This is a genomic window from Methylobacterium sp. BE186 (genome assembly GCF_031457035.1).
Classification (GTDB): Bacteria; Pseudomonadota; Alphaproteobacteria; order Rhizobiales; family Beijerinckiaceae; genus Methylobacterium; species Methylobacterium segetis.
The window spans coordinates 64,016-85,619 of record NZ_JAVDVV010000010.1 but is presented as its reverse complement, the minus strand read 5'-3'; the positions used below and the strand labels follow the sequence as shown (position 1 = coordinate 85,619).

At 70.3% G+C, this 21,604-nt stretch carries 20 protein-coding genes, 1 tRNA gene and 1 riboswitch; of the genes, 9 read left to right on the top strand and 12 right to left on the bottom strand.

Going from position 1 to position 21,604, the window contains the following annotated elements:
- Positions 1-10: 10 nt before the first annotated feature.
- Positions 11-1,834, bottom strand: a complete 1,824-nt coding sequence (edd, locus tag J2X36_RS12960) for a phosphogluconate dehydratase (protein ID WP_310350189.1) — start codon at positions 1,832-1,834, stop codon at positions 11-13.
- 269 nt (positions 1,835-2,103) lie between these two features.
- Between edd and J2X36_RS12955 the strand changes: the two genes are divergently transcribed.
- Entirely contained in the window at positions 2,104-2,523 is a 420-nt protein-coding gene (locus tag J2X36_RS12955) for an MliC family protein (RefSeq protein ID WP_310350187.1), read from the top strand.
- A 13-nt stretch (positions 2,524-2,536) separates the two neighbouring features.
- Here J2X36_RS12955 and J2X36_RS12950 read toward each other — a convergent pair.
- The 3 genes from J2X36_RS12950 to J2X36_RS12940 all read right to left on the bottom strand — a co-directional run bounded on the left by J2X36_RS12950 (position 2,537) and on the right by J2X36_RS12940 (position 4,120).
- A tRNA-Leu gene (locus J2X36_RS12950) sits at positions 2,537-2,623 on the bottom strand.
- A 34-nt stretch (positions 2,624-2,657) separates the two neighbouring features.
- Positions 2,658-3,845 (bottom strand): FAD-dependent oxidoreductase, encoded by a 1,188-nt coding sequence (locus J2X36_RS12945; protein ID WP_310350185.1) that lies wholly within the window; start codon positions 3,843-3,845, stop codon positions 2,658-2,660.
- 17 nt (positions 3,846-3,862) lie between these two features.
- A complete protein-coding gene (locus J2X36_RS12940; protein WP_132250179.1) occupies positions 3,863-4,120 on the bottom strand; it encodes a zinc-finger domain-containing protein in 258 nt (85 codons plus the stop codon).
- Between the two features lie 229 nt (positions 4,121-4,349).
- On the opposite strand from J2X36_RS12940, the gene map reads away from it, so the two are divergent.
- The 6 genes from map (at position 4,350) to J2X36_RS12910 (ending at position 10,316) form a co-directional block, all read left to right on the top strand.
- Complete coding sequence (map, locus tag J2X36_RS12935) at positions 4,350-5,210, top strand: type I methionyl aminopeptidase (protein WP_310350183.1); 861 nt, start codon at positions 4,350-4,352, stop codon at positions 5,208-5,210.
- A gap of 30 nt (positions 5,211-5,240) precedes the next feature.
- Complete coding sequence (gene radC, locus J2X36_RS12930; protein ID WP_310350338.1) at positions 5,241-5,951, top strand: DNA repair protein RadC; 711 nt, start codon at positions 5,241-5,243, stop codon at positions 5,949-5,951.
- Positions 5,952-6,206: 255 nt separating this feature from the next.
- Positions 6,207-7,637, top strand: coding sequence for a circularly permuted type 2 ATP-grasp protein (locus tag J2X36_RS12925; protein ID WP_132250174.1), 1,431 nt, complete (start codon positions 6,207-6,209; stop codon positions 7,635-7,637).
- An 82-nt stretch (positions 7,638-7,719) separates the two neighbouring features.
- On the top strand, positions 7,720-8,664 hold the full coding sequence (locus J2X36_RS12920) for an alpha-E domain-containing protein (protein WP_132250172.1): 945 nt from the start codon (positions 7,720-7,722) through the stop codon (positions 8,662-8,664).
- 29 nt (positions 8,665-8,693) lie between these two features.
- Positions 8,694-9,521 (top strand): transglutaminase family protein, encoded by an 828-nt coding sequence (locus J2X36_RS12915; protein WP_132250170.1) that lies wholly within the window; start codon positions 8,694-8,696, stop codon positions 9,519-9,521.
- 42 nt (positions 9,522-9,563) lie between these two features.
- On the top strand, positions 9,564-10,316 hold the full coding sequence (locus tag J2X36_RS12910; RefSeq protein ID WP_132250168.1) for a peptidase: 753 nt from the start codon (positions 9,564-9,566) through the stop codon (positions 10,314-10,316).
- Positions 10,317-10,332: 16 nt separating this feature from the next.
- Here J2X36_RS12910 and J2X36_RS12905 read toward each other — a convergent pair whose 3' ends face one another.
- From J2X36_RS12905 to J2X36_RS12870, 8 genes are all read right to left on the bottom strand, one after another.
- Entirely contained in the window at positions 10,333-10,983 is a 651-nt protein-coding gene (locus J2X36_RS12905) for a thiamine phosphate synthase (protein WP_310350180.1), read from the bottom strand.
- A complete protein-coding gene (locus tag J2X36_RS12900; protein WP_132250164.1) occupies positions 10,980-11,786 on the bottom strand; it encodes a thiazole synthase in 807 nt (268 codons plus the stop codon). The genes J2X36_RS12905 and J2X36_RS12900 overlap by 4 nt, the downstream gene beginning before the upstream one ends.
- A 3-nt stretch (positions 11,787-11,789) precedes the next feature.
- A complete protein-coding gene (thiS, locus tag J2X36_RS12895; protein ID WP_310350178.1) occupies positions 11,790-12,002 on the bottom strand; it encodes a sulfur carrier protein ThiS in 213 nt (70 codons plus the stop codon).
- Positions 11,999-13,204 (bottom strand): glycine oxidase ThiO, encoded by a 1,206-nt coding sequence (gene thiO, locus J2X36_RS12890; protein ID WP_405029779.1) that lies wholly within the window; start codon positions 13,202-13,204, stop codon positions 11,999-12,001. Before thiO ends, thiS begins: the two co-directional genes overlap by 4 nt.
- Positions 13,205-13,284: 80 nt before the next feature.
- A riboswitch (TPP riboswitch) is annotated at positions 13,285-13,414 on the bottom strand.
- A 27-nt stretch (positions 13,415-13,441) separates the two neighbouring features.
- Positions 13,442-14,710, bottom strand: a complete 1,269-nt coding sequence (locus J2X36_RS12885; RefSeq protein WP_310350173.1) for an adenylate/guanylate cyclase domain-containing protein — start codon at positions 14,708-14,710, stop codon at positions 13,442-13,444.
- A 215-nt stretch (positions 14,711-14,925) separates the two neighbouring features.
- Positions 14,926-16,920 (bottom strand): RNA polymerase sigma factor RpoD, encoded by a 1,995-nt coding sequence (rpoD, locus tag J2X36_RS12880; RefSeq protein ID WP_132250156.1) that lies wholly within the window; start codon positions 16,918-16,920, stop codon positions 14,926-14,928.
- A gap of 198 nt (positions 16,921-17,118) precedes the next feature.
- Positions 17,119-19,029 carry a DNA primase gene (dnaG, locus tag J2X36_RS12875; protein WP_310350169.1) on the bottom strand — a complete coding sequence of 637 codons (1,911 nt, stop codon included), beginning with the start codon at positions 19,027-19,029 and terminating at the stop codon, positions 17,119-17,121.
- Between the two features lie 82 nt (positions 19,030-19,111).
- Positions 19,112-19,576 carry a GatB/YqeY domain-containing protein gene (locus tag J2X36_RS12870; protein WP_132250152.1) on the bottom strand — a complete coding sequence of 155 codons (465 nt, stop codon included), beginning with the start codon at positions 19,574-19,576 and terminating at the stop codon, positions 19,112-19,114.
- Positions 19,577-19,762: 186 nt separating this feature from the next.
- Between J2X36_RS12870 and carA the strand changes: the two genes are divergently transcribed.
- Both carA and J2X36_RS12860 read left to right on the top strand, forming a co-directional pair.
- Positions 19,763-20,998 carry a glutamine-hydrolyzing carbamoyl-phosphate synthase small subunit gene (gene carA / locus J2X36_RS12865; protein ID WP_310350166.1) on the top strand — a complete coding sequence of 412 codons (1,236 nt, stop codon included), beginning with the start codon at positions 19,763-19,765 and terminating at the stop codon, positions 20,996-20,998.
- Positions 20,999-21,112: 114 nt separating this feature from the next.
- Positions 21,113-21,487, top strand: coding sequence for a hypothetical protein (locus tag J2X36_RS12860; RefSeq protein ID WP_132250148.1), 375 nt, complete (start codon positions 21,113-21,115; stop codon positions 21,485-21,487).
- Positions 21,488-21,604: the final 117 nt, after the last annotated feature.

Sequence of the window (21,604 nt, the reverse complement as noted above, 5' to 3'; positions counted from 1 at the left end):
ACGGTGCGTGTCAGAGGCCGGCGGCGGCGAGCATGGCCGAGCCGCCCTGTTCCGCGCCGTCCGCGCCGTGGCGCATGAAGGCGAAGAGCTCGCGGCCGGTGCCGGTCGCGGACGGCGGAGGCGAGGCGGCCGCGCGGGCGGAAAATTCCGCCTCCTCGACGAGCACGTCGAGACGCCCCTCCGGCCCGCTCAGGCGCACGATGTCGCCGTCGCGGATCTTCCCGATCGGCCCGCCGCCGATCGCCTCGGGGCTGAGATGGATCGCGGCCGGGACCTTGCCGGAGGCGCCCGACATCCGCCCGTCGGTGACGAGCGCGACCTTGTGCCCGCGATCCTGCAGCACGCCGAGCGGCGGGGTGAGCTTGTGCAGTTCCGGCATGCCGTTCGCCTGCGGCCCCTGGAAGCGCACGACGACGACGACGTCGCGCTCCAGCTCGCCCGCCTTGAACGCCTTCAGCACCTCGTCCTGGTCGGAGAAGACACGGGCGGGCGCCTCGATCGTGCGGCGCTGTTCCTCGACGGCGCTGGTCTTGAACGTGGCGCGGCCGAGATTGCCCTTCACGAGCCGCATCCCGCCATCCGGCTGGAAGGCTTCGGCCGGGCGGCGCAGCATGGTGTCGTCGAAGCTCTGCGCGGGCGCATCCTCGTAGCGGAGATCCTCGCCGTCGAGCTTCGGGTCGCGGGCGTGGTCGCGCAGGGAGGCGCCCGCGACGGTGAGGATGTCGCCGTGCAGGAGACCCGCGTCGAGGAGGCTCGCGATCACGAAGCTCATGCCGCCGGCCGCGTGGAAATGGTTCACGTCGCCCGATCCGTTCGGGTAGACCCGGGCGATCAGCGGCACCACGGCCGAGAGCCGGTCGAAATCCTCCCAGTCGAGGACGATGCCGGCGGCGCGCGCGATGGCCGGCAGGTGGATCGCGTGGTTCGTGGACCCGCCGGTCGCGAGGAGCCCCACCACCGCGTTGACGATCGCCTTCTCGTCGACGCAGCGCCCGAGGGGGCGATAATCGTTGCCCTCCGCCCCGATCTCGGTGAGGCGGTGGATCGCCGCCCGCGTCACGGCCTGGCGCAGCTTCGTGCCCGGGTTGATGAAGGAGGCGCCCGGCATGTGCAGGCCCATCACGTCCATCATCATCTGGTTGGAATTGGCCGTGCCGTAGAAGGTGCAGGTGCCGGCCCCGTGATAGGAGGCGGCCTCCGATTCGAGCAGTTCCTCGCGGCCGACCTTGCCCTCCGCGTAGAGCTGGCGGATGCGCTGCTTCTCCTTGTTGGCGAGGCCGGAGGGCATCGGCCCGGCCGGGATCAGGATCGTCGGCAGGTGGCCGAAGCGCAGCGCGCCGATGAGGAGACCCGGCACGATCTTGTCGCAGATGCCGAGCAGGGCCGTGCCGTCGAACATGCCGTGGCTCAGGCCCACCGCCGTCGAGAGGGCGATGATGTCCCGCGAGAACAGGGACAATTCCATGCCGCGCTGACCTTGCGTGACCCCGTCGCACATGGCCGGCGTGCCGCCCGCCACCTGGGCGGTGGCGCCGCGCTCCCGGGCGAAGACCTTGATCTGGTCCGGATAGCGCCCGTAGGGCTGATGCGCGGAGAGCATGTCGTTGTAGGCGGTGACGATGCCGATGTTCATCGCCCGCCCGGAGCGGATCGCGGCCTTGTCCTCGCCGGCCGCGGCGAAGCCGTGGGCGAGGTTGCCGCAGGCGAGCATCGGGCGGTGGACGCCGGCTTCCCGCTCGCGCTCGATCAGGTCGAGATAGGCGCGGCGCGTCCCCCGCGACCGCTCGATCACGCGGTCGGTGACGGCGGCGACCTCGGGATGCATCTCGGTCATTCCTCGTCCTTCCGTCTTGCCTCGGTGAAGGTGCCGCAGCACCTCCCGTTTGAGAACGGTTCTACGCCCGGCCAGCGCCGATGTAAACGTTTACACAAGGCAGGCGCGCGATCCTGTGAACGTTTGGCCGTGCGTCCGATCACGGCCTCAAGAGGTCGCTTGCAGGTTTGATACCGCACCGGCCTCGCCCTCGGCTTGCACGCGCACGCCCCCTGGGGTGATCTCCTGTCCTGATGGCGCGGTCGACGCCGATCGCGGGAAGAGGATGCATGATGCCGGCCTGCGGACGCCTCTCCCCCTGCCTCGCGGCGCTCTTCCTCGGGATCGCCTCCCCGCCGGTCGCGGCGCAGGATTCGAAGCCTCCCAAACCCGCCGAGGAGGCCCTGACCGAGGCCGTTCAGGCGGAGACCGCAGCGACCCGGCGCGTGATGTTCACCTGCCCGAAGGACGCCCTGCTGACGGTGGAATTCCTGAATTCCGAGCCGGGGCGGCCGGCGGTGGTCCGCCCGGCGGGCGGCGAGCCGGTGACCCTGCAGGCACAGGAGAGCGGATCGGGCTTCCGCTACGGGGACGGACGGCGCGAGCTGCGCGGCAAGGGCCGCGAGGTGATCTGGACGGACCTGTCGGGCAAGCCGGTCGTCTGCACCGAGCAGATGCCGACGCCGCTCGGGACGGAGCCGAAGGAGTGAGGGCCGGGACCGATGGTGCGGACGGCGGGACTCGAACCCGCACGGCCATGCGGCCGCAAGATTTTAAGTCTCGTGCGTCTACCGATTCCGCCACGTCCGCGCGGGGCCTGCGGTAGCCGCAGGCGCGCGGCAGATCAAGCGGCGGGTTCGGGCCGCCAGCCGTAGAGCCATGCGTAGCGGTCGCGCATCCCGTCGGGTCCGAGGCGGCGCATGACGAGGTCGCGCGCGGCGCCGACGACACGGCCGGCATGGTAGCTGCGGCCGTTGCCGCGGGCCGTGCGCTGCACCCGGCGCGCCCTCTCGGCCCGCGCCCCCTCGTAGGCGACGAGCGCCTCCGGGACCGAGCCTGCGGCCAGGCAGGCGGCGAGCACCGCCGCATCCTCGATGGCGAGCGCCGCGCCCTGGGCCAGGAAGGGCAGGACCGGGTGTGCGGCGTCGCCGAGGAGCGCGACGCGGCCGCGTGCCATCGGGCGCGCCACGGACCGCTCCACCAGGGACCAGACCAGCCAGGAATCCGGCAGGCCGAGAAGCTCGGCGATCTGAGGGGCGGCGTCGCGGAAATGCGCGCGGAGCACCGCCGGCTCGCCGAGGCGCCCCCAATCCTCGTCGCCCTGCCGCTCCGGCACGATGGCCACGATGTTGAGCCGCTCGCCGCCGAGGATCGGGTAATGCACGACGTGGCGCCCCGGCCCGAGCCAGAGCCCGGTCTCGGCACCCTGGAGCGCCCCAGGCGCCGCCTCCCGCGGCACCACGGCGCGCCATGCGGCCATGCCGCCGGGCATGAGCGGCTTGGTGTCGAGGTGGCCGCGGATGCGCGAGCGCAGGCCGTCCGCGCCGACGACGAGGTCGGCGCTGAGGGTCTCGCTCCGGCCGCCGGCGACGCTCTCGAGCGTCAGGGTGGCGGCCCGGTCGGTCTCCGCGAGGCCCGCCACCTCGCGCCCGACGAGGAGGCGGATGCCCGCCCGCGAGCGCGCCGCGTCGAGCAGCAGGGTCTGCAGGTCGGCCCGGTGGATCACGTAGTAGGGCGCGCCGTAGCGCTCGCGCACCCGGGCGCCGAGCCGGACGGAACCGATCGTCCGGCCGGTCCGCAGCGCGCGCACCGTCACCCCCGGCGGCTCGCAGGCCGCCCGCCGCAGGGGCGCGCCGAGGCCGAGGCCGATCAGGATGCGGCTGGCATTCGGGGAGAGCTGGAGGCCCGCGCCGACCTCGCTGAAGCCGGTGCGCCGCTCGACCAGGGTGACGGCGTGGCCGGCCTCGCTCAGGGCCAGCGCCGCCGTGAGACCGCCGATGCCGGCACCGACGATGGCGATGTCGAGGCTCACCGGGGTGCGGGCGCCGCCTACTCGGCTGCCGCCCTCGCCCGGTCGTCCCAGACGCAGGCCGCAGGGTCCGCCTGCCCGGCCCGCAAGCTCGGCCGGTAGCGGTAGAGCGTCGAGCAATACTGGCAGATGATCTCGTGGTCGGCGCCCATGTCGAGGAAGACGTGCGGATGGTCGAACGGCGGCAGCGCCCCGATGCACATGAACTCCCGCGAGCCGACCTCGATCGTGCCCACGCCGAGATCGTTGTGGAAGTGCGGTACCGCCTTGTCAGCCATCGCGCCGTCCTGCCCTGCGCCGGCCCCGCTCGGGGCCGGGCCTTGTCCGTCGACGAATCTCGCGCCCCGAAGCGCCGCGCGACCGGGACGGCCATGCCTCTAGCCTCTCCGGGCGCGCAATCCTAGGGGAAAGCGCCGCGCTCCGCCCCTGCACGGGCCCGGGTTGGCGTCGCCGCGCGCAGACCGTACATAGGGTATCCGCCGCAGCCTCCCGCAAGACGTTCCCTCGATGACCCAGCAAGACCAAGTCGCCGCGCAGGGCTCCCGGCGCGCCCCGGAGCCGCCGATCCACGCCGCCGAGGATTTCGAAGGGATGCGCCGGGCCGGCCGCCTCACGGCGGAGGCCCTCGACCTGCTGATGGAGGCGACGCAACCGGGCGTGACCACGGAGCATCTCGACCATCTCGCCTACGAATTCGCGATGGACCACGGGGCCTATCCCGCGTCGCTGTTCTACCGGGGCTACCCGAAGTCGATCTGCACCTCGATCAACCACGTGGTCTGCCACGGCATCCCGAACGACAAGCCCCTGCGCGAGGGCGACATCGTCAACCTCGACATCTGTCTCATCCTCGACGGCTGGCACGGCGATTCGAGCCGGATGGCCTATGTCGGCGAGGTGCCGCGCAAGGCGCAGCGCCTGTGCGAGATCACCTACGAGGCGCTGATGCGCGGCATCGCGGCGATCAAGCCCGGCGGCTCGACGAACGATATCGGCCGGGCGATCCAGGCCTACGCCGAAGCCGAGCGCTGCTCGGTGGTGCGCGATTTCTGCGGCCACGGCCTCGGCCGGACCTACCACGACGCGCCGACGATCCTGCACTATGTCGAGCCGAGCTACGACGTGCCGCTCAAGGCCGGCCAGTTCTTCACGGTCGAGCCGATGATCAATCTCGGGCGCCCGGCCGTGAAGGTGCTCTCCGACGGCTGGACCGCGGTCACCCGCGACCGCTCGCTCTCGGCCCAGTTCGAGCACACCGTGGCGGTGACGGAGACGGGCGTCGAGATCTTCACCGTGTCGCCAAAAGGGTTGCATCAACCGGGTCTGCTTCAGCCGGGCCTGCACCAGCCCGCCCAGCCCATCGCCTGAGGCCCCGTGGGCCGCGCTTCGTCCGAGACGCTGGAGGACGCGCGCGGCCCGGCGCCGGGCCAAGAGGCCGCCCCGCACTATCTCGGGCACCGGGACCGCCTGCGCGCCCGCTTCGCGCAATCGGGCGCCGACGCGTTGCCGGATTACGAGCTTCTGGAACTCGCGCTCTACCGCGCCATCCCGCGCCGCGACGTGAAGCCGCTTGCCAAGGCACTGATCCGCCGCTTCGGCAGCTTCGCCGAGGTGATCAGCGCGGAGCCCGCGCGGCTTGCCGAGATCGACGGCATCGGACCCGCCATCATCGCCGATCTCAAGCTGATGGAGGCGGCCGGCCATCGCCTCGCCCGCGGCGCACTCGCCGAGCGCCCCCTCCTCTCCTCCTGGAGCGCGGTCCTCGATTACTGCCGCGCCACGATGGCCTTCTCCGCGCGCGAACAGTTCCGGATCCTGTTCCTCGACAAGCGCAACCACCTGATCGCGGACGAGGTGCAAGGGCGCGGCACGGTCGACCACACCCCCGTCTATCCCCGCGAGGTGGCCAGGCGCGCCCTCGAACTTTCGGCGACCGCCGTCATCCTCGCCCACAACCATCCGTCTGGTGATCCCACGCCCTCCGCGACCGACGTGAAGATGACGCGGGAGATCATCGGCGCGCTTGATCCGCTCAAGATCGTGGTTCACGATCACATCATCGTCGGGCGCGAGGGGCACGCCAGCCTGAGAGGTCTGAAGCTGATCTGATCGCGCCGCATGCGCGGGAGCCGACGCCGTCCGCGGCACTGGCGAGCTTGGCTTTATCAATCGTTCCGCAATAGAGCGCTGTCATGGCAGCGGCAAGGCCCCGATTTCTGCGGCATAACTCCACGACTCTCCATTCCAGACGCGGCGTCACCCTGACATACGGGTGATTGTCTTTCGATCTCCACTTCCGTTAGTGCCTTTCCCTTTGCGTGGCGCGCCTCTTGCCTCTAGCGTGACAGGTCAGGGAGGCGGACAATGGCACGCGTCGCGTTCGATGAGATGAGCGGTCTGGAGGGCAGCCCGGCTGCGATCCGGGAGGCCTACAGTCAGCTCAAGACCTGGCTCGACGCCACGCCGCCCGAGCAGTTCAACACGCGCCGAAGCCAGGCGGAGCTCCTGTTCCGGCGCATCGGCATCACGTTCGCGGTCTACGGGGACAACGAATCGACCGAGAGGCTCATCCCCTTCGACATCATCCCCCGCGTGCTGACGAAGCCCGAATGGGGCTTCCTGGAGCGCGGCCTCAAGCAGCGCGTGACCGCGATCAACGCCTTCCTCAACGACATCTACGGCGCGCAGGAATGCCTGAAGGCCGGCATCATCCCGGCCGACCTCGTCTACCGGAACGCGCATTACCGGATGGAGATGCGGTCCTTCAAAGTCCCGCACGACCTCTACGTCCACATCGCCGGCATCGACATCGTGCGCACCGGCGAGAACGACTTCTTCGTTCTGGAGGACAATGCCCGCACGCCGTCGGGCGTCTCCTACATGCTCGAGAACCGCGAGGTGATGCTTCGGCTCTTCCCGGACCTGTTCTCCAGGCACCGGGTCGCGCCGGTGGAGAACTATCCCGATGCGCTCCTCGCGACGCTGCGCAGCCTCGCGCCCACCACCGCGACGCGCGACCCGACCGTCGTGCTGCTGACGCCCGGACGCTACAACTCGGCTTTCTACGAGCACTCGTTCCTGGCCGACAAACTCGGCGTCGAGCTCGTCGAGGCGTCCGACCTCTTCACCAAGGACGACACGGTCTACATGCGCACGACCGAGGGTCCGCGCCGGGTCGACGTGATCTACCGGCGCCTCGACGACGATTTCCTCGATCCGCTCGTGTTCCGTCCCGACTCGGTGCTCGGCGTGCCCGGCCTCATGAACGCCTACGAGCGCGGGACCGTGACGCTTGCCAACGCGGTCGGCACCGGCATCTCCGACGACAAGGCGGTCTACAGCTACATGCCGGAGATCGTGCGGTTCTTCACCGGCGAGGAGCCGATCCTGCACAACGTGCCGACCTATCGCTGCCGCGAGAAGGACGCCTTCGCCTACGTCATGGACCACCTGCACGAACTCGTGGTGAAGGAGGTCAACGGGTCGGGCGGCTACGGCATGCTGGTCGGCCCCCACGCGACGAAGCGCGAGATCGAGGAGTTCGGCCGCCGCCTGCGGCACGCGCCGGACGGCTTCATCGCGCAGCCCACCCTCTCGCTCTCGACCTGCCCGACCTTCGTGGCCTCCGGCGTCGCGCCCCGGCACGTGGATCTGCGGCCTTTCGTGCTCTGCGGCGCCGACGAGATCCGCATCGTGCCGGGCGGCCTGACGCGCGTCGCGCTGAAGGAGGGCTCGCTCGTGGTCAATTCCAGCCAGGGCGGGGGGACGAAGGACACCTGGGTTCTCGACGGCTGAACCTGCCAATTTCTTAGGCAGGTCTGCCTGCCTGGAAAAGCATCACCTTCCGCGCCCCAGATTGATCGCCAGCGAAACGACCATGCTCTCCCGCACCGCCGACAACCTCTACTGGCTCTCGCGCTACGTCGAGCGCGCCGAGTTCGTCGCCCGCATCCTCGACGCGGCACACCGCCTCGCCTCGCTTCCGACGAGCTATGGCGGCGGCGAGACGAACGAGTGGGCCTCCGCCCTCGCCTCCGCGGGCGACACCGAGGTGTTCAAGCCGCTCTACGACGGCATCAACGCCGATACGGTGAGCAACTTCCTCGCCTTCAGCCCGCACAACCCCTCCTCGATCCGCTCCTGCATCGAGATGGCGCGGGAGAACGCTCGCAGCGTGCGCACGGCCCTCACCACCGAGATGTGGGACACGATCAACGGGGCGTGGCTCGAATTGCGGAACTACGAGGGCCGCGACCTCAACCGCGAGGATTTCTCGCGCTTCCTCGACTGGGTAAAGGGCATCTCGCTGACCTTCGACGGCTCGGCCTACCGGACGATGCTGCGCAACGACGCCTACTGGTTCACCCGCCTCGGCACCGGCCTGGAGCGCGCCGACAACACCGCCCGCATCCTCGACGTGAAGTACCAGATCCTGCTGCCCGCCCACGAGAAGGTCGGCGGCAGCCTCGACTATTTCCAGTGGACCACGATCCTGCGCGAGGTTTCGGCCTTCAACGCCTATCACTGGGTCTACCGGGAGAGCATCAAGCCGCTGCTCGTGGCCGATCTCCTCATCCTCAACCGGCAGATGCCGCGCTCCTTCGCCAATTGCTACGGCATGATCGTGGAGCATCTCGATCTCATGGCCGATGCCTATGGGCGGCGCGGCGCCAGCCAGCGGCTCGCCGGCAACCTGCTGGCGCGCCTGGAGAGCGAGGACATCGACCGCATCTTCACCTCGGGCCTGCACGAGTTCGTCACCGTCTTCATCGGCGAGAACAACCGCGTCGGCGCAGCCATCACCGAGCAGTATCTGGTCTGACACCGGGCAACACGGGTAGAACGTTCCGCATGCGCATCCGCGTCGTCCACGAGACCATCTACAGCTACGAGCAACCGGCCCGCGGCCTGATCCAGGTCTTGCGGCTGACGCCCCGCGACCATGATGGGCAATACGTCCGCCGCTGGCGGATCGAGCCCTCGATCGACGGCCACCTGACCGAGCGGGAGGACGGGTTCGGCAACATCGTCCACTGGTTCTCGCCGGACGAGCCGGCCGACGCCCTGGTGATCCGCGTGACCGGGGAGGTCGATACCAACGAGACGCACGGCATCGTGCGCGGCGCCGTCGAGCGCCTTCCCGACCCGTTCTACCTGCGCGAGACGGACCTCACCGCGCCGAGCGACGAGATCCAGGATCTCGCCCGGCGCGCCGCGGGCGCGGGCGACCCGGCCGTGCTGCCCTGCCTGCACCGCGTTCTCGGCGCGGTCTGCGATGCGATGGCGTTCGAGGCCGGCCCGGCGAGCGCGAGCACCGATGCGGCGCGATCCTTCGCGGCCGGCAAGGGCGTCTGCCAGGATCTCGCCCACGTCTTCATCGCGGCGGCGCGGCACCTGGAGATCCCGACGCGCTACGTCTCCGGCTACTTCCGGCGCGACGACGGCGAGGTGGACCAGAAGGCGGGCCATGCCTGGGCGGAGGCCCTCGTCCCGGATCTCGGCTGGGTCGGCTTCGACCCCTCCAACGCCATCGGCACGACGGAGGGCTATATCCGGGTCGCCACCGGGCTCGACTATCTCGGTGCGGCCCCGATCCGGGGCAGCCGGACCGGCGGCGGCACCGAGACGCTGGACGTGCGCCTCCGAGTGGAGCAAGCACAGGCGGCAACCCAATCCTGATCCGGGCGGCGTCGCGGACGACGTTCAGGGAAGTACCAAGCCATGACCTACTGCGTCGGGGTCCTCGTGGAGCACGGGCTCGTGATGATCGCCGATACCCGCACCAATGCGGGGCTCGACGACATCTCCACCTATCGCAAGCTGCATCACTTCAACGTGCCGGGCGAGCGCGTGATGATGCTCGCCTCGGCCGGCAACCTGTCGGTGACGCAATCGGTGCTCAGCCTGCTCGCCGAGGGCGTGCCGGCGGATGAGGAGGGCGAGGGGCCGATGCGCTTCATCGAGGCGCCGACCATGTTCCAGGCCGCCCAGCTCGTCGGCCGCGCGATCCGGCATGTGCGCGCAATCGAGCGGGAGGGCTTCGCCGCCGCCAACCTCCGCTTCGAGGTCTCCTTCCTGTTCGGCGGCCAGATCGGCGCCGAGCCGATGCGGCTGTTCCTGATCTACTCGGCGGGCAATTTCATAGAGTGCAGCGGCGACGCGCCGTTCCTGCAGATCGGCGAGCACAAATACGGCAAGCCGATCCTCGACCGCGCCGTCACGTACGCGACGGACCTCTACGACGCGCTGAAGGTGAGCCTCGTCTCGATGGACTCGACCATGCGCTCGAATCTCGGCGTCGGCCTGCCGATCGACGTGGCGGTCGCGCGGCGCAACGCCCTCGACCTCGAGGTGAGCCACCGGATCGAGGCGGGCGAGCCCTACTTCCACGACCTGCGCGAGCGCTGGTCCGCAGCATTGCGGGCAGCCCACCGCGCGATCCCGAGGCCGCCCTACGGGCCGGCGGCGCGGTAGCGCCGGGGTCCGGTGATCAGCGGGCCGACACCGTCTCGGCCCGCGCTTCCCAGGATGCGATCAGGGTTCGCGCCTCGGCTGCCGGATCGTCGGAGCGCATCAGGCCGCCCATCACCGCGAGGCCGGCTGCGCCCGCGGCCCGACAGAGGGCCGCCTCGCGCGGCGTGACGCCGCCGAGCGCGAGCACCGGGACGCCGTGTCCCGCTGCGGCCGCGATTCCGGCGGGGCCGAGGGCGGGGCCGTAGCCCGGCTTGCTCGCGGTCTCGAAGACCGGGCTCAGCGTCGCGTAGTCGATCCCGGCCGCGGCGAGCCCTGCGATCTCCGCCGGAGCGTGGGCCGAGATTCCGACCAGGGCCTCGTCAGGCAGGAGGCGCCGGGCCGCCGCGACGTCCTCCGGTGTCGAGCCGCCGGGCAGGTGAACGCCATCCGCCCCGATCGCGGCCGCGAGCCGCGCGTCGCGGCCGATCACGAGGGTGCCGCCGGCGTGCCGGATGAGAGCGAGGAGATCCGAGGCGAGGCGCCGCCGCTCGGCCGGTTCGAGATCTCCGTCCCGCAGCCAGAACGAGCTTCCGCCGCCCGTGAGGATCCGGCCCACGGTCTCGACGAGGCTGCGCGTGTGGCCGTGCCGATCCGTGACGACGAGGAGCGGCGACGGCAGCTTTCTCACGAGCCGACGAGGCCGAGCTGCGGGCTCGACGGGTCGGCGCGGCCCCGCCGCGGGATGCGGCCGGCGAGATGGGCGAAGCGGCCGGCCTCGACGGCGTGGCGCATGGCGCGGGCCATCCGGACCGGATCGTCGGCCTTGGCCACTGCCGTGTTGATGAGGCAGGCCGAGGCTCCGAGCTCCATCGCGACCACCGCGTCGGACGCCGTGCCGATGCCGGCATCGACGATGACGGGCACGCTGGCGCGGCGGCAGATGAGTTCGATATTGGCTGGGTTCGCCACGCCCATGCCGGAGCCGATCAGCGAGCCCATGGGCATCACGGCGGCGCAGCCGATATCCTGCAGGCGCTGGCAGACGACCGGATCGTCGTTGCAATAGGGCAGCACGACGTAGCCGTCGTCGACGAGGTGGCGGCAGGCTTCGATCAGCTCCGCGACGTCCGGGTAGAGGGTCTCGCGGTCGCCGATGACCTCGACCTTGATCCAGTTCGTGTCGAGGGCCTCGCGGGCGAGCTCCGCCGTCATGATCGCGTCGCGCGCCGTCTCGCAACCCGCTGTGTTCGGCAGGAAGCGGTAATCCTTGAGGATGCGAACGGTATCGGACCCGTGGCCCTGGAGGGAGACGCGGCGGATCGAGGCCGTGACGATCTCGGCGCCCGAGGCGGCCACCGCCTCGCGCATGATCGCCTGGGTCGGATACCCCGCCGTGCCGATGAGGAGGCGCGAGCCGAGGCTCACGCCCGCGATGACGAGCCTGTCCTCCTCGGACGGGCGCAGCGGCGTCACGGTGTCGGATGGTGTCATGTGTCAGCCTCCCTGCATGGCGCGCACGATCTCGACGCGGTCGCCCTCCCGGATGGGCGTCTCCGCCCAGTCCTTGCGGCGCACGACGCGGCCGTTCAGCGCGATGGCGATGCCCTGCGGGCTCTCGATGCCGGTCTCCTCGGCCTCGAAGCGGAACAGGGCCTCGATGTCGGCGGCCTCGCTCTCGCGGGGCTGTCCGTTGACGGTGAGCTTCATGCTGTCGCCCTGATGCCCTGGCTGTCCCGGAACCGGCCGAGGCCGAAGGCCCGCGCGTAATCGGGCAACGCGCCGTCGAGCACGAGCGCCGTCACGGCGTCGGCGGTGGCCGGGTTCAGGAGATAGCCGTTGCGATGATGGCCCGTCGCCGCGACGAGGCCCGGCGCCAGCACGTCGATGATCGGGGCGTCGTCGTCCGAGGTCGGCCGGTAGCCGCTCCAGACCGCCTCGACCTCCATCTCCTCGACCCCCGGCAGCACCCGGCGCGCGCCCTCGAGCAGCGCGTAGAGGCCGCCCGCCGTGACGCCGGCGCGGAAGCCGCAATCCTCCACCGTCGCGCCGACGATGAGATGTCCGTCGCTCTTGGGCGCAAGGTGCACCTGCTCGGTCCAGACCATCCCGGAGAGCGTACCCGTGCGCCGCGTGGTGCGCAGCGCGAGCGACTGCCCCTTGAGGGGGCGCACCGGCAGCGCCAGTGCCTCCGGCAGCAGGCCGCCCTCGCCGCTCCAGGCTCCGGTCGCCAGGATCACGGTCTCGGCCGTGATCCACCCCGCCTCCGTGCGGGCGCCGACGACGCGGCCGCCCGCCCAGTCGAGGGCGGTCACGGGCATCCCCTCGCCTATCGTGACGCCCGCGCGCGCACAGGCCGCGGCGAGGGCCGCCATCACGAGCCTCGGGTCGACCTGATGGTCGAGGGGGCAGGCGATGCCCGCCGTCACGGTCGGGCGCAGCATCGGCTCGCGGCGACGCACCTCCGCACCGCTCAGCCACTCGGCGGCGACGCCCGAGCGGCGCTGCAGGTCGTAGCGGAAGCGCAGGCGCTCCACCTCGTCCCGGCCGATGGCGACGACGAGCGTGCCGTCCTGCCGGTAGTCGATCTCCAGGCCGGAGGCCGCCTGCAGCGCGTCGCGGAAGTGCGGCCAGCGGCGCAGGCTCTCGAGGGCGAGCGGCAGCAGCGCGTCCGAGCCGGGCTCGTGCTCGGCGGCGGGCGCCAGCATGCCGGTCGCGGCGAGGCTCGCCCCGGCGCCGAGGGTTTCGCGCTCCAGCACGGTGACCGAGCGGCCGGCCTCGGCGAGGCGCCAAGCGATCGAGAGGCCGATGAGGCCGCCGCCGACGACGAGGATGTCGGCGCGCGCGGGCAGGCCGGCGGACGCCGCAGGCCCCTGCCCGGCTCGGCGCAGTCCGATGGGTGAGATCGGCACGGATGCCAAGGATTCCCCTCCGCGATGGCCCGCAGAGATTGGTGTCCTTCAGCTTCTCTCGGAAGCAACCGGGCCCTTGTCGGAAACCCGCGGTCCAATCCCTACGCCGGTATGAGCCGGATCAGGTTCGAAGGATTTCCGCGCCGCCGTCCTCGCGAGGACGGCCCATCGGTTTCTCAGCCCCTTGCCGGGGATCTCCCTGGAACACCTGAGATTTGGACGCTCGGCCGCCCCGGGTCAAGCCCGCTTCAGGCAGGCGGCGGGCTTGGCGGCGGGGCGGAAGACCGCCATCGGCTCGGGGAAGCCGTCCAGGCTGTGGATGCCGAGGGGCTCCGGATCGCCCCACAGGAAGTCGACGAAGGGCTTCGACATGAGGAGCGGCTCGCCGAGCGTCCGGTTGAGCCGGGCGAGCCGGCTCGCGAGGTTCACGTCGCGGCCGATCACCGTGAAGTCGAGGCGCGCGCCGGAGCCGACATTGCCGTAGGCGGCCTCGCCGTGATGGAGCGCGATCCCCGCGGCCACCGGATTCGCGAAGCGGCCGAGCCCGTTCGCCTCGTCGAGGGCCGCGAGCGCGGCCTGCGCCGCGGTCAGCGCGCCCTGGGCGGCGCCGCCGAGGTCGTCGCCCGGCTCGCGGAAGATCGCGAGCAGCCCGTCGCCCAGATATTTCAGGATCTCGCCGCCCTCCCGCTCGATCGCGGGCACGAGGCAGTCGAAGAAGATGTTGAGGAGGTCGACCGCCTCCTCGGGCGTCATCTCGGCGGAGATCTGCGTGTAGTCGCGCATGTCGGCGAACAGGATCGCGGAGCGGATGCGCTGGACGTGACCGCGGCGGATGGCGCCCGAGAGGATCGCCCGGTGCGGCTCGTCGCCCACGTAGATCCGCAGCACGTGGTCGAGCTGCTTGTTGACGAGGCGCATCTCCATCACGGCGGCGAGCGTCGGCATCACGAAGCGCAGGATCGCGATGTGGTCGTCGCGGAACCCCTCCACGGAGCGGGTCGCGAAGGTGATGCCGTTGCGGGCCCCGTTCGTGAAGATGAGCGGCGCCACGAGATAGTGGCGGTAGCCCGCCGCCTTCAGCTCGGGGATGATCGAGTAGGCGTCGTCCGCGGTCTCCGCGAGGTCGAGGATGAGCCAGTCGCCGGTCTCATGGACGGTGTAGAAGGGGCTCGCCCGGTACGCCTTGTCCGAGGCCTCCCCGTGCGGGAACAGGCGCACGGTCGCGCCCTCCTCGCGGCTCCAGGTGCGGCCGACGCCGGCATATTCCGAGTGCAGCGTGTCGATGGCGGTGCTCGCCCGGTCGACGGGCACGTCGAGCGCGTTCAGGCGCTCGGCGAGGCCGGCGAGGAGATCGTCGGCGGCGAGCGTCCGTGTCCCCTCGCTGAGCAGCCAGTCGCGCAGGCCGACGCAATCCTGGAGATGGCCGAACGGCACGCCCTCGGCCTCCGAGCCATCGGCTTCGGCGGTCGGCGAGGACGGCGACTTTCGGGAGCCAGAATCGAGCATACGGCCAAGGTGGTGGTGGGACGCGCGGGCGACAATGGCCGCGCAGGGATTCGCTCGCGGCGCACGGACATTACCGACGCGCGGCTGAAACCAGAAATAGAATCGGGAAAGCAGAATTCCGGCTTCCGAGATCGGACCCGCCGATGCCCGGAAGGCGGCAGATCTCGGGTGGCCCCGAGATCTGCTGGAGAGGAGCGCCGCGTCGCGGTCTCCGCTCAGTTGTCGAGGAAGCTCCTGAGCTTCCGGCTCCGGCTCGGGTGCTTGAGCTTGCGCAGGGCCTTCGCCTCGATCTGGCGGATGCGCTCGCGGGTCACCGAGAATTGCTGGCCGACCTCCTCGAGGGTGTGATCGGTGTTCATGCCGATGCCGAAGCGCATGCGCAGCACCCGCTCTTCGCGCGGCGTTAGGGAGGCGAGGACGCGCGTCGTGGTCTCGCGCAGGTTCGACTGGATCGCCGCGTCGATCGGCAGGACGACGTTCTTGTCCTCGATGAAGTCGCCGAGGTGGCTGTCCTCCTCGTCGCCGATCGGAGTTTCGAGGGAGATCGGCTCCTTGGCGATCTTGAGGACCTTGCGGACCTTCTCCAGCGGCATCGCCAGCTTCTCGGCCAGCTCCTCCGGGGTCGGCTCGCGGCCGATCTCGTGCAGCATCTGGCGCGAGGTGCGGACGATCTTGTTGATCGTCTCGATCATGTGCACCGGGATGCGGATGGTGCGGGCCTGATCGGCGATCGAACGGGTGATCGCCTGCCGGATCCACCACGTGGCGTAGGTCGAGAACTTGTAGCCGCGGCGGTACTCGAACTTGTCGACCGCCTTCATCAGGCCGATGTTGCCCTCCTGGATCAGGTCCAGGAACTGCAGGCCGCGGTTGGTGTACTTCTTGGCGATCGAGATCACGAGGCGGAGGTTGGCCTCGATCATCTCCTTCTTGGCCTGACGGGCTTCGCGCTCGCCCTTCTGGACCATGTTGACGATCTTGCGGTACTCGCCGATCTCCAGCCCTGTCTCCGAGGCCAGCGTCAGGATCTGCTCGCGCAGGTCCCCGACCTGCCGCCCGCCCTTCTCGACGAGGTTCTTCCAGCCCTTGCCGCCGAGCGTGCCGACCCGCTCCATCCAGTTCGGGTCGAGCTCCCAACCCTGGTAGTGGCGCAGGAACTCGTCGCGGGCGACGCCGTGGCTCTCGGCGTAGCGCATCAGCCGCCCCTCGTGGGAGATGAGGCGCTTGTTGATGTCGTAGAGCTGCTCGACGAGCGCCTCGATGCGGTTGTTGTTGAGCGAGAGCGACTTCACGTCCGCGACGACGACGTCCTTCAGCTCGGAGAGCTTCGATCCCTGGGAGGCCGTCGAGCCCTCGCCGGACGCCTTCCGGGCGGCCTGCTCGTTCTGGAGCTTGCGAAGCTTGCGGTAATTGTCGGCGATCGCGTCGAACGTCTCGAGGACGCGCGGCTTGATCTCGGCCTCCATCGCGGCGAGCGAGACGTTGTTCTCCATGTCGTCTTCGTCGTCGCCGCCCTCGGGCGCCGCGGCCGGCTCGCTCTCCTCGCTCTCCTCGCCCTCGGCGATCTGGGGCGCGTTCTTCCCGTCGGGACCCGCGTAGGTCGCCTCGAGATCGATGATGTCGCGCAGCAGAACCTTTCCGTCGACGAGCTCGTCGCGCCAGATGATGATCGCCTGGAACGTGAGCGGGCTCTCGCAGAGGCCCGCGATCATCGCTTCGCGGCCGGCCTCGATGCGCTTGGCGATCGCGATCTCGCCCTCGCGGGAGAGGAGCTCGACCGAGCCCATCTCGCGCAGGTACATGCGGACGGGATCGTCCGTGCGGTCGGTCGGCTCCTTGGTGGTCTCCGAGCGCACGGCGACGGCGCGCGCAGGCGAGACCTCGGCCACTTCCGTGCCCTCGGCGCCCTCCTCGTCCTCGGCGGCCTCGCCGTTGGCGGGCCGCTCTGTCGCCGCCTCGTCGGTCTCCTCCGCCTCGACGACGTTGATGCCCATCTCCGAGAGCTGGGCGAGCACGTCCTCGATCTGGTCGGGATCCGACTGACCGTCCGGCAGGACCTCGTTGACTTCCTCGTAGGTGACGTAGCCGCGCTTCTTCGCGAGCTTCACCATCCGCTTTACCGAGGCATCCGTCAGGTCGAGGAGCGGCCCGTCGGTCTGTTCCGCCGGAGCGGCGTCCGTCTCGTCCCGTTCAGTTGCCTTCGTCGCCATGATCAGCCTATTGTTTTCGTGGCGGTGCGATGCGGGAGCTTTCGGGCCGCTCCGCGCCATCGACGCCGCAATGCGCGTGAACCGCGACCGGTTCGCGACCCGGCCGCTTCGATCCTCAATCCGGTATGCAAGCAAGACGCTTGACCGATTGTTAACTATGCGGCGGCGGAGCGTCGCTCCGACGCCTTTGCACCAGCTTTACGGCGCGGTCGAGTCGGTCGTCTCCGGCACATCCGTCTCGGCCTCCGCTCCGGCCACCACGGCCAAGCGTGCCTTGACATCGCAGAGCCACGCAAAATTGGCCTCGGTTTCCTCTTCGACCAGCGCCCGCTCAGCCTGGCGGAGTTCGCTATGTAGCGCTCCCGCCTTGCGGTGCAAGATCATAGCCTGACGCAATGCGTCTTCGAGACGCACGGGATCGGCGTGCGGATCGAGGGCCCATCGGTCGCCGGGACGGACTCGGAACGCGAGCCGCTCGACCGCTTCCTCGAGGCCGGCGCGCGTGAGCTGGCTCTCGACGAGGGAGGCATCCGCCTCCGCCGCCTCGGCCGCGCGGTCGAGGAGGAAGGAGCGCAGCGTGACCGCGTCGGCATCCTCGAATTCGAGTTCGGCCAATTCCTCGACGTTGAGACCGAGGAGTTCCGGATGGGCGACGAGGCTGCCGACGATCATCGCCTCTCGGAAGTTCCCGCCCCCCGCGAAGCCCGAGGATCGCGCCAGCAGTGCGCTCGGGGCCGCGGTGAGCCGGGGCGAGGCCGGCGGGTCGCCGGGTCGCCCGCCGCGGCGCTGGAAGCCGTTCGCGCGCCCGCCCTGCTGGAAGCCCGGACGGGCTTGGGCGGCGCGCGGGGAGAGCGCCCGCAGCCGCTCCTCGATCTCGTCGCGATAGTATCTCCGGACGGTCTCGTCGCGGATGATCGCGATCATCTCGCGCAGGCCCTTGGCGAGGCCGGCTCGGCGCTCCGGCGTGTCGGTGGGGCCGGCCTCGACCGCGCGGGCCCAGAGCACCTCGACGAGGGGCTTGGCCGCCTCCAGCACCCGGTCGATCGCGGAGGCACCGCCCGAGCGCAGGAGATCGTCCGGATCCTGCCCCTCCGGCAGAAGGGCGAAGCGCAGGGACTTGCCGGGCTCCAGCATCGGCAGCGCCACGTCGAGCGCCCGGAAGGCGGCGCGCTGGCCGGCCTTGTCGCCGTCGAAGCAGAGGATCGGCTCGTCCGCCTGCCGCCAGAGCAGCCCGAGCTGCTCCTCGGTCAGCGCCGTCCCGAGGGGCGCCACCGTGTTGGCGTGGCCCGCCATCGTCATGGCGATGACGTCGACGTAGCCCTCGACGGCGACGATCGTGCCGCGCTCGTGGGCCGCCTTGCGGGCCTGGTGCAGGTTGTAGAGCCCCTGCCCCTTGTGGAAGAGCGGCGTCTCCGGCGAGTTCAGGTACTTCGCCTTGGCGTCGGCCTGCATCGCGCGGCCGCCGAAGGCGATGACGCGGCCGCGCACATCCGCGATCGGGAACATGATCCGGTCGCGGAAGCGGTCGTAGGGGACGGCGACGTCCTCGCCCGCGTAGAGCAGGCCGAGCTCGGCCATGAGGTCCTTCGGCACGTCCTTGCCCGCGAGGAAGTCGCGCAGGCCGTAGCGTTCCGAGCCCGCATAGCCGAGGCGGAAGCGGGCGCGGATCTCCGAGCCGAGGCCCCTCTTGTCGAGGTAGGCCCGGGCCTGGGCGGCGGCGGGCGCGCGCAGCTGCTCCTCGTAATAGGCGGCGGCGAGCTCCATCACCTCGATCGCCCCGCGCCGCCGCGTCTCCATCTCGCGGGCATTCTCGGTCGGCGCCGGCAGCGCGACCCCGGCCTCGCCGGCCAAGCGCTCGACCGCTTCGGGGAAGCTCAGCCCTTCCGTCTCCATCAGGAAGGTGAAGACGTCGCCGTGCTTGCCCGACGAGAAGCAATGATAGAACTGCTTCTGGTCGTTCACGTAGAAGGACGGCGTCTTCTCAGAATTGAAGGGCGAGAGCCCGCGCCACTCGCGGCCGGCCTTCTTCAGGCGCACGCGCCGGCCGATCACGTCGGAGGCCGGCAGGCGGGCGCGGATCTCATCGAGGAGGTGTGGCGGGTAGCGCACGCTCAGGTCCGGTTTGACGAGCCGGACACCTTATCGGATCGCATTGGCTGAGTCCCAGCACCCTGCCGATCATGCCCGTGATTCACGCCTTGGCGTTGAGCGCATCCTTCACCAGCCCGCTCGCCTTCGCGAAGTCCATGCGCCCGGCGTACTTCCCCTTCAGGGCGCCGATGACCTTGCCCATGTCCTTCGCGCCGGCGGCGCCCGTCTCGGCGATGGCGGCCTCGATCGCGGCCTTCGTCTCGGCCTCGTCCATCTGCTGGGGCAGGAAGGTCGCGATGATCGCCGCCTCGGCGCGCTCGTTCCCGGCGAGTTCGGGGCGGCCGCCCTGGTCGTAGACGCCGGCCGATTCGTTGCGCTGCTTGATCATCTTCTGCAGGAGCGCCAGCACCTCGTCCTCGGTCGCCTGGCCCTTGCCGGCGCCGCGGGCCTCGATGTCGCGGTCCTTGATGGCCGCCTGGATCATCCGCACCGTGGCGAGCTTCGCCTTCTCGCCGGCCTTCATGGCCTCCTTCATCTCCGCGGTCAGGCGCTCGCGCAGGGACATCGGTCTCTCCAATTCGAAAAGCTGTTGGGTGGCCTGCGATTCCCGGCGGTTGAGCCGCCGGCCCGCCGGGGCCACATTGACCCTGACGCGGGCCGCTCGCTAAGAGCGCCCGAGATATCACGCCACCCGAACGCGCAGGGCCGCCTCCCGGCCTCGGGTCGGCCGGACATAAGCGAGATCACGCCGATGCTGCAAGACGATGGCGCGCCCGCGCATTCGAGCCCCGCGCCCGAGCCCTGGGCCGAGCCCCTGGCCACCGCCCTCCTCGTGCTCGCCGACGGCACGATCCTCGAAGGCTTCGGCATCGGCCAGACCGGCGTCGCCGAGGGCGAGGTCTGCTTCAACACCGCCATGACGGGCTACCAGGAGATCCTGACGGACCCGTCCTATGCGGGGCAGATCGTCACCTTCACCTTCCCGCATATCGGCAATGTCGGCACCAACGACGAGGATCTGGAGAGCCTCGACGCGGCGCCGGCCTCTGGCGTGCGCGGCGTCGTGATCGCCTCCGCCGTGACGCAGCCTTCGAGCTGGCGCTCGTCGAGCCATCTCGACGCGTGGCTGCGGGCCCGCGGCATCGTCGGCATCACGGGCGTCGACACCCGCGCGCTCACCGCCCGCATCCGCGACAACGGCATGCCGAACGCGGTGATCGCCAACGACCCGGAAGGGCAATTCGACCGGGAGGCGCTGAAGGCGCAGGCCGCCGCCCTCGCCCCGATGGAGGGCCTCGACCTCGTGCCGCCGGTGACGAGCCGCGAGACCTCCTTCTGGACCGAGACGGTCTGGGCGGTGCAGGGCGGCTACGGCAAGCGCGAGCTCGGCCAGGGCTTCCGCGTCGTCGCGATCGATTACGGGGTGAAGCGCAACATCCTGCGGCTGCTGGCGGAGGCCGGCTGCGACGTCACCGTGGTGCCGGCCACCACCAGCGCCGAGGAGATCCTCGCGCTCAAGCCCGACGGCGTCTTCCTCTCGAACGGTCCCGGCGACCCGGCCGCCACCGGCACCTACGCCGTGCCGGTGATCCGCAAGCTCCTCGACGAGCGGGTGCCGACCTTCGGCATCTGCCTCGGCCACCAGCTCATGGGCCTCGCCCTCGGCGGGCGCACCGTCAAGATGGCGCAGGGCCATCACGGGGCGAACCATCCGGTGAAGGACAAGACCACCGGCAAGGTCGAGATCGTCTCGATGAACCACGGCTTCGCGGTGGACCCGGCAACCCTGCCGGGAAACGCGGTCGAGACCCACGTCTCGCTCTTCGACGGCTCGAATTGCGGCCTGACGCTGAGCGACCGGCCCGCCTTCTCCGTGCAGCACCACCCGGAAGCCTCGCCCGGCCCGAAGGACAGCCACTACCTGTTCGAGCGCTTCGTCACCCTGATGCGCGAGAACAAGCCCGAGACCGAGATGGCGGGGCGCTGACCGGACGCGCGTCATAAAAAACCCGGGATTGCCCCGCATCCCATCGTCCGCGCCCGTCAACGGCGATGCAGCAACGCATCGTCGGCGGGGCGGACAACAGATCGGGGCTGTCGGATGACCTTGGACGAAGCGCGCGACGACTTCTCGCGGCTGCATCGCATCTTCACCTTCCATCTCGGCGTCGCAGTCGGCCTGTCCTGGCTGACCACGCTCTACGCCGCGTGCTACGCGCCGTGGGTCCGCAACATCCGCGCCCTGCTCGACCCGACCGGCCTCGACCGCGTCGAGAGCACCCTCTCCTTCCTCTTCGTCCTGCCGGCCGTGCTGACGGTCGCGTGGCTCTCGGTCTATTTCGGCCGCGAGATCATGCGCCGGACGCAGACGCTGCCGAATCTGACCCTCGAATTCGCCGCCGCGGCGATGGTCGCCTTCGGCGTGTTCTACCTCTCGATCGACCGGGCGGTCGCCGCCCTCTACATCGGCCTCTGAGGCCGGCGCCGAGGCGGTTTTCCGGGCGCGCCCGCCAGGGGTGCGCCCGACGCGCGCCCGCTCTCCGATCCGGCTCTTTCAAACGCGCACGCCTGCGTGTAAACGCGGGGCCGAACG